Source organism: Methylocaldum szegediense (assembly GCF_949769195.1).
GTDB lineage: Bacteria > Pseudomonadota > Gammaproteobacteria > Methylococcales > Methylococcaceae > Methylocaldum > Methylocaldum szegediense.
The window spans coordinates 3527768-3542984 of record NZ_OX458333.1; the positions used below are offsets into that span (position 1 = coordinate 3527768).

The following is a 15217-nucleotide window of genomic DNA, read 5'->3' on the forward strand; positions in this document are numbered from 1 at the left end:
ATGTCCAGTCACATTATTCAACAACTCGAGCGCGAATGGATGAGCAGGAAAACGGTCCCGGATTTCGGTCCAGGAGACACTGTGGTCGTGCAGGTGAAGGTAAAGGAAGGAAATCGCGAGCGCTTGCAAGCCTTCGAAGGTGTAGTTATCGCGAAGCGGAACAGGGGATATAACTCCGCTTTCACGGTCCGCAAAATATCTCATGGCGAAGGCGTGGAAAGGGTTTTCCTGACCTACAGCCCACAAGTCCAAGAAATTCAGGTCAAACGTCGCGGTGACGTTCGTCGCGCGAAGCTTTATTACCTCCGTACTCGTGCTGGCAAGGCAGCTAGAATTAAAGAAAAAATTTGATAGGGGCGAAGGATCGCCGCTGCGACTGATACGATGATCGATACGGGCAGCGTTCGCTGCCCGTTTCTTGTCTTGGGGGAAACTAATTAGGGAGCACTTTGCAAGAAGCTGCCGCTCGTAAAGCGTGAAGGCCATGGGCTTGAATGAACTGCGTGTTGCTGATTCTGACGCTGACCTGATCCGGCGTTTTGTAAATGCCTTGTGGGTAGAAGAAGGATTAAGCGAGAACACGCAGAAAGCATACTGCAGCGATATCTCCCTATTTGCCGTTTGGTTGAGCAATACCCATCAAAAGGCGCTTTGCGAAGCCGACACGGGCGAGATAGAGGGCTATTTGGCACTCAAATATCGTCAAAAGGCAAGCGAGCGGAGCAGCGCCAGATTATTATCAAGCCTGCGTAAGTTTTATCTGTTCGCGCTTCGTGAAGGAAGCGTGGATAGAGATCCGACTGCGTCCATAGAGGCGCCCCGGATTGGTCGTACTCTGCCAAAGACGTTGACAGAAAAGGATGTGGAAGCGCTGTTGGCGGCTCCCAATAGTGATGAGCCTTTGGGCTGCCGTGACCGCGCTATGTTGGAGGTGCTTTATGCTACCGGGCTTCGAGTGAGCGAATTAGTCGGGCTCAAGCTCGGACAACTGAATCTCCGTCAAGGTGTTGTTCGCGTGGTGGGTAAAGGAAGCAAGGATCGCTTGGTTCCGATTGGGGAAGAGGCTGAGGATTGGGTGAATCGTTACCTTAAGACCGCGCGGCTAGCTATTTTAAGAGGGCGGCGCAGCGAGTATCTGTTCGTCACGGATCGCGGAGCGGGTATGACCCGTCAGGCGTTCTGGCACCTCATCAAGCGGTATGCCTTTCTCGCCGGAATCCGCAAGCCGTTGTCGCCGCATACCTTGAGACACGCCTTTGCCACGCATTTGTTGAATCACGGCGCGGATCTTCGGGTGGTTCAACTCCTGCTGGGGCACAGCGATTTATCGAGCACCCAGATTTATACTCACGTGGCGCAGGAGCGCTTGAAGGACCTCCATGCCCGCTGTCATCCGCGCGGGTGAAACCATTCTGAGCTTAACCGAGGATTTATGACTCTGAGTATTCATCCTACGGCGTGCGTCGCTTCTGATGCCAGATTGGGGGCTCGCGTATCAGTCGGCCCTTACGCCGTGATCGAAAGTGGTGCCGAAATCGGGGACGGTTGCCGGATCGAGGCTCATGCGGTCATCCATTCATTCGTCCGAATGGGCAAGAACAACCATGTCTTTCCGCAGGCTGTCATTGGCGGCCTGCCACAGGATTTGAGCTTCGATCCTCTTACGGCAACTTACGTGGAGATTGGTGACGGCAACGTATTCCGCGAAGGTGTGACCGTGAGCCGGGCAACTCAGAAGGGCAGTGCTACACGGATCGGTGCGAACAACTATCTGATGAATAACAGTCATGTGGCCCACGATTGCTGTCTGGGCGACCATAATATCTTCGCTAGTGGCGCTACGCTAGGCGGTCATGTACAGGTTGGAGATCGTGTCTTTTTCGGCGGCGGGGTCATGGTTCACCAGTTCTGCCGTATCGGCAGTTACGCAATCTTGCAGGGACTTGCGGGCATCAATAAGGACGTGATTCCTTTTACCATGGTCGGAGGAAGACCAGGCAAGCATTATCGGATCAACCTGGTGGGGCTACGGCGCGCGGGGATCGACGGAGGTCGTCTCAAGGCGGTTTCGGCTGCCTACCGTCGCTTGCGAAACAAGATGAGCCTCGACGACCTGCCGGATACGCCGGAACTCGTTTATCTTCGGCGCTGGCTAGCGGAAGAGTCGAGGCGCCATGGAACCCTAGGCTTTATCGAGCTACCTTCCCGCGGCGACGATTGATGGTTCGACTGGTCGGGGCGTCTGTTTTATCAGCCAAAGAATAGCGTCATGAGTGCACTGAAATGCGCCGTGGTCGGCGTCGGTTATTTAGGGAAATTCCACGCGGAAAAGTATGCCGCACTTCCCGATTGCGAGTTGGTCGCCGTCGTCGATACCGACCCAGCGACCGCTCAGACCGTAGCGGAGAAGACAGCTTGCCAGGCCTTGACCGATTATCGGGAACTACTCGGTCGCGTCGATGCTGTGAGCATCGTAGTGCCGACCAGTTTGCACCACCAAGTGGCTAAGGACTTTTTGATAGCTGGCGCGCATGTCTTGGTGGAAAAACCGATCACGGTAACAGTAGCGGAGGCCGACGAGCTCGTCCGCATCGCCGAAGAAAAATGCCTCACTCTCATGGTGGGACATCTGGAACGCTTCAATGCGGCTCTGCTGGCGCTTGATTTGACGGAGGACAAGCCGATTTTCATCGAGTCGCACCGTTTGGCGCCATTCAAGCCACGCGCCAATGATGTCAGCGTGGTGTTGGACCTCATGATCCACGACATCGATATCATTCTGGATCTGGTCGATTGTGAAGTAGACCGTATAGATGCCAAAGGCGTGCCGGTGTTGACCGGAGACATCGATATCGCCAACGCACGCATCTCGTTCAAGAACGGCAGCGTGGCCAATGTCACGGCGAGCCGAGTCAGCCAGAAAGTCGAGCGCAAGATGCGCCTGTTCATGCCCAAAGCCTATATTTCGGTCGATTTCCAGAATCGAGTATTGACCCGCCATCGCAAAGGCGAGGGCGAGATGTTTCCGGGCATACCGGAGATCGTTAGCGAGGAGTCGGTGTTCGAGAACGGCGACGCTCTGATGGAGGAAATCAAGCATTTTGTCGCCTGTATTCGCAACCGCCGTGAGCCTTTGATATCCGGCCATGCGGGGCGACGTGCCCTGGCAACCGCTACCGAGATTACCCGGCTGCTCAACGCCTAAACCTTCATGCGTTAACGGTGGTGCTGCCCCCTTCGGCACTGCGGTCGCCGGGGTACGAATCCCAAGAACGGCCGCCATGACAACGCCTAGATAGAGAGATAAAACTCATGATCCCCATGGTTGACTTGAAAGCCCAATACCTGCAACTCAAGGACGAAATCGATCAAAGCTTGAGCCAGGTATTGGACAGTTGCGCTTTTGTCCTGGGACCGAACGTTAAGGCGTTCGAAGAGGAAGCGGCGGCTTATCTGGGGGTCAAGCATGCGATCGGTGTCGCTTCGGGAACCGACGCCCTGCATCTTGCACTTTTGGCGGCCGGCATCGGTCAAGGGGACGAAGTGATCACGACGCCTTTTACCTTCATCGCTACCGCCGAAGCGATTCGGTATGTGGGTGCAAAGCCGGTGTTCGTGGATATTGACCCTAAAACCTTCAATATCGATCCCAATGCTATCGAAGCAGCGATCACGGAAAAGACCGCTGCGGTCATGCCGGTACATTTGTTCGGGCAGCCGGCGGATATGTCGAGGATTGCCGCGGTCTGTGAAAAACATGCGCTCAAGATGGTTGAAGATTGTGCCCAATCTTTCGGCGCGTCCATCGGCGGGCGGCAGACCGGCAGCTTTGGCGTTAGCGCAGGATTTAGCTTTTTTCCAAGCAAGAATCTCGGCTGCTATGGCGATGGCGGTTTGGTTACCACCAACGATGATGATATTGCCGCAAAGATCAAAATGTTGCGAAATCACGGGTCCGAGGTGCGTTACTACCACGACGTGATCGGTTACAACAGCCGGCTCGACGAATTACAGGCGGCGATTCTGCGCATCAAGCTGAAGCGAATCGACGATTTCAATCTGAATCGGCGCCGTGTTGCCCATCTGTATTCCGAGTTGCTAGCGGATCTGCCTGTGACCACGCCTTACGAAGACGGCGTGGGCGTACATGTTTACCACCAGTACACGATCTTGACCGACCAACGGGACACTATCATGCAGGCGCTGCAGAACGCCGGCATCGCCTGCGCGATCTATTATCCGGTTCCGCTCCATCGGCAAAAGGTATTTGCCGACGAGTGTGCGGGGCTGAACCTGCCGGTTACAGAAGCGGTTGCCGCGAGTTGCCTGTCCCTGCCTATTTATCCCGAACTCCAGGACGCTGACATCCGTCGCATCGTGTCGGTCATCCGTGCGGCTTTGAATGGCTGATCAGTCGCCCCTCGTTATGCTGAGCGCAGGAGAAGCTTCGGGCGATCTCCACGCCGCCAATCTATTCCGGGAATTGAAACAACTGATTCCGAACCTTCGCGGTATAGGCATGGGCGGTGCCAGAATGCGTGAGGCAGGAATCGAGATCCGTTACGATTCCACACATCTCGCCGTGATCGGACTTACCGAGGTGATCAGGCATTACGGTGAGATACGTCGTGCACTTCGGTTGATGCAGCGTATCGCATGCGAGGAGAAACCGGATCTTCTAATCTGTGTCGACTACAAGGAGTTCAACTTCCGTCTGGCCCGGAAGGCGAAGAAAGGTGGTGTCAAGGTCCTGTTCTACGTGAGTCCGCAGGTTTGGGCCTGGCGTCCTGGGCGCGTGAAGACCTACGGCCGGATCGTCGATCACATGGCGGTGATTTTCCCGTTCGAAGTGCCTTTTTACGAAGCATACAACGTACCGGTGACCTATGTCGGTCATCCCTTGGCGGGAAAAGTGAAGCCGTCCATCGGACGCGCCGAAGCGATGGAAAGATTTGGGCTTTCCGTTGAAGGCCCGGTCATCGGCCTGTTGCCGGGCAGCCGGATCAACGAGATCAATCGGCTTCTGCCTGTCATTCTGGGTGCCGCCGGACGCCTCTCCCATGAGTTTGCGGAAGCGCAATTTCTTCTGTTTCGGGCGCCGTCGATCTCAGCTGAACTGTTGCAAAGCCATCTCGCACGAAGCGATGTTCCGATCCGCGTGACGGAAGGCCAGGATTATGATGCGTTGCAGTGCTGCGACGCCGTGATTACGGTTTCTGGAACCGCGACGCTCGAAGTGGCGCTCTTGGGCGTACCGATGGTCATTGTTTATCGGTTGACACCCATTAGTTACTGGCTTGGGCGGGTTTTGGTGCGGATTCCGTATATCGGATTGCCGAATATCTTGGCGGGCCGCCATGTGGTCCGCGAATTTATCCAGCACGACGCGACCGCGGACAATATCGCCGGCGAAATCGCGAGAATCCTTCGGGATCGTGATTATGCCGAAGCGATGCGGCAATCACTCCGGCGAATTAGGGATGACTTGGGCGATGCGAACGGCCCGGCCAAGCTCGCGCAGCTCGCGGCGGATATGTTGAAAAAAGGTGGATAGTGAAATTTCCCATCCGGCCGGATGGCTTCGACCGGTCAATGCATGAATAGCTTGGACTGAGTGGCGCTTCCTTCCAGGTGAGAGCTTAAGCCGACCACTTGGTCGTCCTCGGTATCTTCGACGTGCATCGCGTTTCCACAGTATCCCTTGGCCTTCCCTTTGGCCATTGAAGCTCGCTCGGCAATATATTCCTTGGTCAAGCCGTTCTGGCTCGCGGCTACCGGGAAAATTCCGATGGAAAGAGCGACGAAAGGGAAATACCGCTTCTCACCGTACCGATCGCAGACTTCTATTCCACCGATTTGCCGGTCTTTTGCGGTATAAAAGTCCGGCGCAAGGGTTTCGAAGGTTTGTAGGAGTTGCCGGCATCGTTCCCGCCAATCGCCGCTTCGGAACAGCACGATGAAATCGTCACCGCCAATATGCCCTACAAAATCCAGATCGGGGTCCGAGATTTCCGTCAGCAAACGGCCGACGAGTCGGATGAGTTCGTCCCCGCGCATATAGCCGTAGACGTCGTTATAGGCTTTGAAATAATCGATATCGCAATACGCGACGGTGAAATCCTCTCGATTGCGCAGGAACTCATCTAGTTTTTGCTGGATCAAAACATTACCGGGCAGCAGGGTTAGCGGGTTAGCGTAGCGGCTTCTGGTAATCTGCAAGTCCGTGATCGTGCTGAGCAGATCCAGAATCGTGCCTTTACCGATCAAACGCCCGTTTTCTGTGATCAAGAATTCGTCCGTTCGGTGATTGACCGCGCTGGTCAGGCAGCGGCTGACCTCCTCAAGGGATGTGTGCAGGTCGAACTTGAGTGTCGCCTTAAAGGTGAATTCCTGTATGGGTTTCCGGCCATGCAGGTCGCGGCCGTACCGGCTTGCCAAGAGATTCATCAGGTCGTCGCGTAAAACCAGTCCCAGCGGTTCGCCGTCGTCCACAATGGCTACGGATTGGAGCGTTTCGCTGATGCGGAATATCTCGCCGACTTCTTCCACGGTCGATCGTGGTGAAATGGTCGGAACCTCTTTCACTAGATGGGCGATCGTCAGCTTCTCGGAGTAAACATTCCGTTTTTGGCGTTCGCTGAACAGTTGCGGACTCAGCGCGATGTCGGGAGCTTTTTGGGGTGGTGCGAAATAGAATCCTTGCGCCATGTCAATTCCCAATTTGCGCAAGGCGGCATATTCGTGTTTATGCTCGATACCTTCGGTAATCGTTTGGCATCCTAGGGATTTGGCGATTTCGATGATGGATTTGATGAATTGCCGCTTGGTTTGGTCTTCGTCGACACCCTCGATGAAATGGCGATCGATTTTGACGAAATTGGGATTAAGTTCCGACCAGAGCTTGAGGCTGGAATGGCCGGCTCCAAGATCGTCCAGTGCCACTTTGAAACCCATTCCACGGTAGTGTTGGAGGGCATGCTGAAATACCGTCCAGTCCTGGATGGGTTGTGTTTCGGTGATCTCGACGACGATGCGGTCCGGATCCAATTTGTAATTCTGTAGGTACATGAGTGTTCGTCCGTGAATGAATTCATCGTCAGCCAAAGTAATGGGATTGACATTGATGAAGAGGTGTCCAGGCAGGCCGAGTTTGGCGAATTGTCGAACAATGAGTTTGCGACAAAGAAAGTCCAATTCTGCCAGGCGTCCGTATTTTGCCGCCGCGGCGAACAGAACGCTTGGCCTATGCAGCAAGGATTCGGACGGGCCTCTGATCAGGCCTTCGTATCCAAAAATCGCCTGCTTGTCCAATACGACTACCGGCTGGAACAAAACGGTCAACTGTTCCAGGGCGAGTATACGCTCAAGCAGGCTCTTGACATGGATTTCTTGCTTTTGCACCTGAGGTTCGCGTTGCGATCGGTGAAGAGTCAATCGTTCATCATTGAACTATAGCACCTTGTATCATTTTGACCGACGAGTCTGACAGCAAACGTATTACGAACGCGTGTATATTTTCGACCTTGCCCGTGGCGGTCTCGGCCATTGTATCGAATGCCCTGGCGACTCCCGGGCACGGAACTGTTGCTTGCCTCTCCCGCTAAAATCTCGAGGTAGTTATTATGAGTCGTGCTTTTGTCAAAGAACCGGATGGCGAACAGTTCGGGGACAATATCCCGGAGCGGCCTAGAAGCTCGTATACCAACTATGTTACGCCGCAAGGACTGACGCAGCTTCAACAACGGGTTCGCGAGCTCAGTGAGCAAAGAGATGCCCTGATCGGAAAAGAGGATATGGGCGCGAAACAGCAACTCAAGCAAGTCGAACGTGACCTGCATTATTATGAGGAGCGAGTACAGAGCGCCGTAGTGGTGCCACCGGACGCTCAGTCGGACGACAAGGTGCATTTCGGCTCGACGGTCGAAGTTCTCGATTCCGACGGCCGGACGCTATGTTTTACCATCGTCGGCGAGGACGAGGCTGATGCGAGTCAGGAGAAAATTAGCTGGATGTCACCTTTGGCGCGGGCTTTATTGGAGGCAGAGGTGGGGGATATCGTGACCTGGAAAAGACCTGTGGGGGACATGGAGCTGGAAGTCATGGCCATTCGGAAAGGCTGAGCCATGTCGGCGAGCTTTCCCCTGCCTTACAGAATTCGCCACAGCAAAAAAGCCAAACACCTGCGTTTGGTCGCGAGACCCGAGGGGATCGAGCTCGTCGTACCGTCTGCGGTTAGTGAAACCCGAGCCCTAGCGTTCTTGCATCAGCATCGCGATTGGGCCGAACGCAAGCTGTCGGAAATGCGCTCGATAACCGCCCAATTGCAGCCGTTTCAGCGCCTTGAGAACGGTTCGACGCTTCCCTTTCAGGGGCGCGAAGTTCCGTTGCTGGTTCGCGAGCACGCCGGTCGAAAGCCCCAGGTCCAGTACGACGGTCGATTCCTGGTTTCGGTACCCGCCGGTAGCTCCGAGAATCAACAGCATCTCACGTTGAGCGCGCTTTTTGACTGGGCCAAGGCGTGGATACGGGAGCAAGCTGAAACCATCGTTCAACGGCACGCGACTCGTTTCCGATTATATCCGCGTCAAATTAGGGTCAAACGGATGCGTAGCCGGTGGGGGAGCTGCGGTCCTAGGAACGACATCAATCTGAATTGGCTTCTGGCTTTTGCGCCTTTGTCGGTATTGGAATACGTGGTCGTCCATGAATTGTGCCACATTCGCCATCGCAATCATTCGGCCGATTTCTGGAAGCTGGTCGCTCAGCATCTGCCCGGCTACGCCGCCGAACGGCTATGGCTACGCCGCAACGGCGCCGCGTTGTTGAGACGTTTCGAGTGACACCATGTTCGACAAGCTGAAGCACCTACTGGTGTTCGGCGGCAGCGCGATCGCACTTTACCTCGGCGCGCAGTTCATCGCCACCTGGGGCTTGGTTGCCGGGACACCGCCTCCAATACACGCCGCGACCTTGGATGGAACGCTGTTAGACATACCGAACCGAGAGGGCCGGCCCAGCGTGATTTATTTCTGGGCGAGTTGGTGTCATGTCTGCAAGGCGATGCAGAGTTCCATTCGTTCGTTGGCGCAGGATACGCCTCTCGTCAGCGTTGCTTTGCTCTCTGGGGACGAGACCGAGGTTCGGGAGTACGTCAAACGAGAGGGATTCGATGTTCCCGTCGTTCTCGACCAGGACGGTGCTATCGGCAGAAACTACGGTCTGCGTGGCGTACCGGCCGTGTTCGTCTTGGGACCGGATGGCACCATCCGTTTTTCCACTATCGGCTATACCAGCGAGCTCGGGCTTCGGTTGCGGGTCTGGCTAGCGGGTCTGTAGGAGTGGTGCTCGTGAGCCGCTCGATTCCGAATATGATGACGGCCGTCGAAATCGCCCAATGGGGTGGCCCGGAAGTTTTGCGGAGATGCCGGCGACCGACACCGCAGCCAGGTCCGGGCGAAGTTCTGATCAGAGTCTTGGCGGCCGGGGTAAACCGGCCGGATATCATGCAGCGCAAAGGGCTTTATCCGCCGCCGCCGGGAGCGTCGGACCTCCCAGGCCTGGAAATCGCGGGCGAAGTCGCGGCTTTGGGCGAAGGCGTGCGAGAACCCGCCGTGGGTGACACGGTCTGCGCGTTGGTGACGGGCGGGGGATACGCGGAGTATTGTCTTGCCGCCGCGGCGCTTTGTTTACCTATCCCGAGAGGGCTTGGGCCGGTCGAAGCGGCCGCCATACCCGAAACCTTTTTCACGGTTTGGGCCAACGTCTTCGAGCGGGGCGGGTTGAAAGCCGGAGAAAGCGTGCTAATACATGGAGGTGGCAGCGGTATTGGCACTACAGGGATTCAATTAGCCCGCGCATTCGGGGCGACGGTGTTTGTAACCGCAGGAAGCGCAGAAAAATGCCGATTTTGCGAACAGCTCGGAGCAAGGGCGATCAACTACCGCCAAGAAGATTTTGTCGACCGTATCAAGACGCTCACCGATGGCAAGGGCGTAAACCTGATACTCGATATAATCGGCGGTCCTTATCTCCAGCGGAATTTGAGCTGTTTGGCTCCAGAAGGTCGACTTGTCCTGATAGCGGTTCAGGGCGGGCCCAAGACCGAAATCAATCTGCTCCCCATTTTCCTGAACCGTTTGACCCTGACGGGCTCCACCTTGCGGCCGCGCAGCGTGGGCGAGAAAACCATGATTGCGGAAGCGCTCCGTCTAAAGGTATGGCCGCTGCTCGAATCGGGGCGGGTCCGGCCTGTTGTGCACGCCATTTTTCCATTGAGCGAAGCACCGGAAGCGCATCGGCTGATGGAGAGCAGCCAGCATATGGGCAAGATCGTCTTGTCGGTCGTCTGAGAGGGATCGATCGGACATCTGTTTCCCCGAAATCGAAAAAATCGAAACACGCCGTGATCTCATCTGGCTGCAAGAAATCTCCGGTTCTGACCGCGTTGGCATTCGCCGTTTTTTTGGTTTTTTCAGCACCGGTCCGGGCTGGATTCGAGGAAGGCATGGCCGCCGTCGAACGCCGCGACTATGCCGCGGCCGTTGCGGAATTCAAGCCCTTGGCCGAGCAGGGTATGCCAGAAGCCCAGGTCAACCTGGGCAACCTTTATATGAAAGGCTTGGGTGTGCCGCTGGACTATGTCGAGGCCCGCCACTGGTATGAGCAAGCAGCTCGGCAAGGCAACGCGACGGCCGAAAGCAAGCTCGGCATTCTCTACTACTATGGCCTGGGGACGCAGGTTGACATGAGCAAAGCCGCGCGCTGGTTCGGCAAGGCGGCCGAGCACGGAGATGCGAGCGCCCAGGCCGTCCTGGGAACGCTCTACGCGTCGGGCAATGGGGTCGACAAAGACAATGCCCAGGCGTATTTCTGGTATACGCTCGCGGCAGAGCAGGGCAATCAGAATGCGATCGATGCCAAGAACAGCCTGATCGACGAAATGGCCCCGGGCGAAGTGGCAGAGGCCCTAGACCGTCTCGCCGAGTGGCAGAAGCAGAAAGACGCTGCCCAGGTGTCTTCGCTTGATGAACAACCCAAGGCCAAAAAATCTACGCCAAGGCGGTCTCAGGAAAAACCTAAAGGAAAAAAATCTAAAGACCGCTCGCCTTAGCTTTGCTTCAAGCGAAGGGACAAACGTAATCCAGCATTTCCGTCACTTCGACATCGAATCGGCTGCCGTTCGGAATCTAGAAAGAATCAGAGGCTCCATAGGATGTTCGTAGGCCAACCGGATTCGGCAAGCCCCGGCATTGATCTTTGTGGTTTCGGGCGACTCGGAGTTGAAGGTGAGAGTGGAGGGAAGACACGTCCACGGTCTTGAGGTTGCCGTCCTAGAAAAGGATGGTATGGCTGACGCCGTTGCCGTCGACATAGACATCGGCCTTATTGAGGACGCTGACGTTTTCGAATTGCGGCATATAAGCTCGTTCGGATAAAGGCCAGCACTGTACGTGACCGGCTGATGGCTAGCGCGCATCTTGAACGATTTCGCCAAGAGGTTGAGATAGGTCGATGGATGGGAATCCAGGCAGGTGGCCAGAAATGTCATTGCCGATTAACATGAAGGGTTTTGTAAGCCTTGTAACCCTCGAATGTTTGAGCAACTTTTCTGGTCTCTAACCCATCGTCCTTATATCACGCTTTTTCTGATCACGTTTTTGCTTCTTTCCTGGCTGGAGCAAGGCAAGCTGCGAACGGGGATTTGGGTGATCAGCAGTTATCTCGTGGCCTTGCTTGCCGAGTGGGGAAGCATCAATTATGGAATTCCTTTCGGTAGATATGTTTATCACTATGAGGCGCTGAGCAACGATTTGGTCGTTTTCGGCGTTCCGTTCTTCGACAGCCTGTCATTTTCGTTTCTCAGCTATGTCAGTTTTTCGTTGGCCCAGTTTTTCATGTCTCCCCTGTGGATCAAGGCGTACGACGTGCAGCGTGTAACTCCGGCCGAGGTTCGAAATTCCGTGCCAGTGCTGCTGCTCGGCGCGTTTCTGATGCTCGTCGTTGACCTCATCGTCGATCCCATCGCCAATCTCGGCAGGTATTGGTTTCTAGGGGATATTTATCATTATCCGGAGCCGGGTGTTCACTTCGGCGTAACCCTGGCGAATTACGCGGGGTGGTACATCGTCGCAACGGTCACGATTTTCTTGAATCAACGCATCGATCGTATCTTGATGAACCGCGAAAGAAGGCGGGGGGAACCTGTCAGGTTGGCTTATATGCCGTGCAAGGGATTGTTCGCCTTATGTTTTTGGAGCGGCATCGTGATTTTTCAGCTGGGTGTGACTTATTGGTTGGCGTACGGAGGAGAGCCGATTCCGGATCAAGACCGGCTGAAACTACAGGCGCTCACCGGCAGTTTCATCATCGCGCCTATTCTGGTCCTCGCCGTGATGCAATTGCTCAAACCCTCCAACCGTGTACACGGCGACGATGTTCGGGAGCAGATCAGCACTCATCCGGTAGGGGCGTCGGTTCAAGACAAGGCTGAAGCGTTGGGGATGTCGCCGCCGTCATCGCTTCTTACCGCGGCGCGGGGCAACGAGAGCTCGCGATCTGCTCGCTAAGTTAGGAAATTGACGGCTTGCTGCATTAGACCTGGGAATGTCTCGACTCGGCTTCATGCCGGGTTGCGCACCGTTTGCATCTGTCGGTTTTCGCGCGACTCGGCAAGCGCGTAGCGCCAGGTCAACCCCAAGGAGGTTTGCAGGCTCTTCAGCAGGTCCTGGAGATCCACGGGCTTGGTGATGAAGTCATCGAAGCCTGATTTGAGGCACATTTCCCGGATGTCGTCGAAGGCGTGCGCCGTTACCGCGATCACCTTGACCTCTTGGCCGGAATCCATCCGGCGTAGATGCTTCACGGTTTCCGCTCCGTCCATGCCGGGCATCAGGAGATCGACCATGATCAAGTCGGGCCGGAATGTAGCGAGCTTGTCCAAGCATTCTTTGCCGCTCGAAGCTGTCTCCACGATAAAGTCCAGCGATGCCAAGAGCGCCGATAACATCGCCAGATTATCCGAATTGTCGTCCACGATCATGATTCTTCGCGTCTTCCCTTCGTAGCCAATGATCTGGGTATCGTCGACTTCTGATCTCGACGGATTCGACGCCGGCGGCAATGATAGGGAAACCGTAAAGATGCTGCCTTGGCCAGCCGTGCTTTGCACATCGATCCGCCCGCCCATAGCATCTATCAGCCGCTTACTGATCGCCAATCCCAAGCCTGTCCCTTCCGTAGAGTCATGATCCGCCAACTGTTCGAACGCGAGAAAGATCCGTTCCATGTCTTTTTCGGCGATTCCGAGCCCGGTATCTTCGATCTGAAAACAGACCGTTGTTCCGCGATTGAAGACTTTCAGTGCGGCATAGCCTTTATGCGTAAACTTGATGGCATTGCCCAAGAGATTAATTAGTATCTGCCGTAAACGTTTCTCATCGCCGAAGACGTATTCGGGTAAAGTCGGCGCTTTTTCATATTTGAATCCGATGCCCTTGCTGGTCGCCCGGAGGTCGAACATTTCGGCAATGCCGTCAAGAAACTCCGGTAAATGGAAAACCGAATTTTCGATCTCCAATCGTCCCGCTTCTATCTTGGACAAATCGAGCAGATCGTTGATCAACATCAATAGATGATGCCCGGAGCGGCTGATATAGTCCAAATATTCACGGTGTTTCGGAGTGATATCGGTCTGTTTTTGAAGTATTTGGGTAAATCCGAGTATTCCGTTCAAAGGTGTTCTCAGCTCGTGACTGATATTGGCGAGGAACTCAGTTTTCGCCCGATTTGCCGTTTCGGCGGCTTCTTTAGCTTCTTTTAGTGCAAGCTCAGCTTGCTTGCGCTCCGTGATATCGATACAGGTTCCAATGGCTTCTATCATGTTGCCATCGGAATCCTTGAGCAGCCTGAGCTTATCGTGAAACCAGCGGTACGAGCCGTCCTTGTGACGAAACCGGTATTGAATCGTCAGCTCACCGTGAGTGAAAAGCTGCTTTAGGTTTTCCAGGGCGGTGGCTCGATCGTCGGGATGAACACGGTCAATCCAAAATCTCTCGTCGCGATACCATTGGTGCGGTTCGTAACCGGTAACCCGGGTAATAGTTTCGCCTATGAACTCGACCTTGAATGGCCACTCCGGATTATCTGTGCGTGAAAGTATGTAAATTACAGAGGGGCTGGTATTCACGATATATTCGAGTCGATGCTGCGACTGCTCCAATTTCTTTTGTTGGGTGCGCAGTGTGAGCTCCAGTTGCTTGTAGTTCGTGATATCGGTAAATACCGCTTGAATCAATTGTTTTTGATTGAGTTGAATAACTTTCGCGTTGACGCGGATATTTCGTACAATACCAGTTTTCGTAATATGCTCCGTTTCGAATATGTCTCCCCCGGTATCTCGAATTTTCTCGATATGCCGTCTGACATCCTCCTCCGACTCCTGCCGGTCGATATCGCAGATTCGCAGCTTGCTGAATTCATCTCGGCTGTATTCGAGGTTTTGATAAGCCTTTGGATTGAAGTCGATCAACGCGCCGCTTTCGATATCCACTAGAAGCAGCGCATCCGGCATTTGCTCGAAAAGGGTACGGTAGCGATTTTCCGATTCGCGCAACGATTCCTCGATACGCCTGCGTTCCCGGATCTCGTCCTCGAGTTGAGCATTGGCCGCGACCAGTTCCGCCGTACGTTGCTCCACCATCTTTTCCAGATTGGCGTTCAGTCGTCTGATTTCCCACTCCTTTCCCTTGCGCTCTTCGATTTCATGCTGCAACCGCCGATTCGCCTCTTCTAGTCTGGCAGGACTCGGGAGTTTGAGTGCATAGGGTATCAGCGGCCATAAGAGCACCGAGGTCGCGATCGAGACGAGCCCTGTAAACAGCTTGATGACGCCTTCAAGAACATAGTCCGGGCGCCAAAGTGTCCAAATTTCCATTAAATGCGTAGTCCCGCAGGCGGTGATGAAAATGCCGAAGAGAACGAAGATTCCCCGGAACTCGAGATCCCGGCGCTTGATGACGAAGTAGATGAGTGCGGCAGGAATGGAGTAATAAGCGGCGGTGATCAGCGAGTCCGACAAAACGTGAAGAAGAAGCAAATCTGATCGCCAGAGCAGACAGTTCCCATGAGGTATAAATTCTTTAATGGCCTGAGAACCGAAGAGATTTTGAAAGAACATAAAGGGCTCGCTTGGGGTGAAACTTTACCTGGAACCGTTTCC

Annotated in this window: 14 protein-coding genes; 12 read left to right on the forward strand and 2 right to left on the reverse strand. The window is 54.7% G+C overall.

Going from position 1 to position 15217, the window contains the following annotated elements; genetic code table 11:
• The 6 genes from rplS to lpxB all read left to right on the forward strand — a co-directional run bounded on the left by rplS (position 1) and on the right by lpxB (position 5554).
• Complete coding sequence (gene rplS / locus QEN43_RS15265; RefSeq protein ID WP_084161627.1) at positions 1 to 351, forward strand: 50S ribosomal protein L19; 351 nt, start codon at positions 1 to 3, stop codon at positions 349 to 351.
• Positions 352 to 484: 133 nt separating this feature from the next.
• Positions 485 to 1405: a site-specific tyrosine recombinase XerD gene (gene xerD / locus QEN43_RS15270; RefSeq protein WP_156912643.1), complete on the forward strand. Its 921-nt coding sequence runs from the start codon at positions 485 to 487 to the stop codon at positions 1403 to 1405.
• 27 nt (positions 1406 to 1432) lie between these two features.
• Positions 1433 to 2221: an acyl-ACP--UDP-N-acetylglucosamine O-acyltransferase gene (gene lpxA, locus QEN43_RS15275; RefSeq protein ID WP_026609229.1), complete on the forward strand. Its 789-nt coding sequence runs from the start codon at positions 1433 to 1435 to the stop codon at positions 2219 to 2221.
• 48 nt (positions 2222 to 2269) lie between these two features.
• Complete coding sequence (locus QEN43_RS15280; protein WP_026609230.1) at positions 2270 to 3205, forward strand: Gfo/Idh/MocA family protein; 936 nt, start codon at positions 2270 to 2272, stop codon at positions 3203 to 3205.
• Positions 3206 to 3312: 107 nt separating this feature from the next.
• Positions 3313 to 4410, forward strand: coding sequence for a DegT/DnrJ/EryC1/StrS family aminotransferase (locus QEN43_RS15285; protein ID WP_026609231.1), 1098 nt, complete (start codon positions 3313 to 3315; stop codon positions 4408 to 4410).
• Complete coding sequence (lpxB, locus tag QEN43_RS15290; RefSeq protein WP_317963381.1) at positions 4403 to 5554, forward strand: lipid-A-disaccharide synthase; 1152 nt, start codon at positions 4403 to 4405, stop codon at positions 5552 to 5554. The genes QEN43_RS15285 and lpxB overlap by 8 nt, the downstream gene beginning before the upstream one ends.
• Before the next feature lie 35 nt (positions 5555 to 5589).
• Here lpxB and QEN43_RS15295 read toward each other — a convergent pair whose 3' ends face one another.
• Complete coding sequence (locus tag QEN43_RS15295; protein ID WP_051331431.1) at positions 5590 to 7401, reverse strand: GGDEF domain-containing protein; 1812 nt, start codon at positions 7399 to 7401, stop codon at positions 5590 to 5592.
• 221 nt (positions 7402 to 7622) lie between these two features.
• Here QEN43_RS15295 and QEN43_RS15300 point away from each other — a divergent pair, with 221 nt between their 5' ends.
• The 6 genes from QEN43_RS15300 (at position 7623) to QEN43_RS15325 (ending at position 12566) form a co-directional block, all read left to right on the forward strand.
• Positions 7623 to 8120 (forward strand): GreA/GreB family elongation factor, encoded by a 498-nt coding sequence (locus tag QEN43_RS15300; RefSeq protein WP_026609233.1) that lies wholly within the window; start codon positions 7623 to 7625, stop codon positions 8118 to 8120.
• 3 nt (positions 8121 to 8123) lie between these two features.
• Positions 8124 to 8840 carry a M48 family metallopeptidase gene (locus QEN43_RS15305; protein ID WP_026609234.1) on the forward strand — a complete coding sequence of 239 codons (717 nt, stop codon included), beginning with the start codon at positions 8124 to 8126 and terminating at the stop codon, positions 8838 to 8840.
• 4 nt (positions 8841 to 8844) lie between these two features.
• Positions 8845 to 9336, forward strand: a complete 492-nt coding sequence (locus tag QEN43_RS15310) for a protein disulfide oxidoreductase (protein ID WP_026609235.1) — start codon at positions 8845 to 8847, stop codon at positions 9334 to 9336.
• A 35-nt stretch (positions 9337 to 9371) separates the two neighbouring features.
• Positions 9372 to 10349, forward strand: coding sequence for an NAD(P)H-quinone oxidoreductase (locus tag QEN43_RS15315; RefSeq protein ID WP_026609236.1), 978 nt, complete (start codon positions 9372 to 9374; stop codon positions 10347 to 10349).
• 155 nt (positions 10350 to 10504) lie between these two features.
• Entirely contained in the window at positions 10505 to 11110 is a 606-nt protein-coding gene (locus QEN43_RS15320) for a tetratricopeptide repeat protein (RefSeq protein WP_026609237.1), read from the forward strand.
• A 481-nt stretch (positions 11111 to 11591) separates the two neighbouring features.
• The gene (locus QEN43_RS15325; protein WP_051331432.1) at positions 11592 to 12566 is read left to right on the forward strand and encodes a carotenoid biosynthesis protein; all 975 of its coding nucleotides are present in this window, start codon (positions 11592 to 11594) and stop codon (positions 12564 to 12566) included.
• 53 nt (positions 12567 to 12619) lie between these two features.
• Here the strand turns inward: QEN43_RS15325 and QEN43_RS15330 are convergent, their stop codons facing one another.
• A complete protein-coding gene (locus tag QEN43_RS15330; protein WP_317963382.1) occupies positions 12620 to 15094 on the reverse strand; it encodes a PAS domain-containing hybrid sensor histidine kinase/response regulator in 2475 nt (824 codons plus the stop codon).
• Between the last annotated feature and the right edge of the window lie 123 nt (positions 15095 to 15217).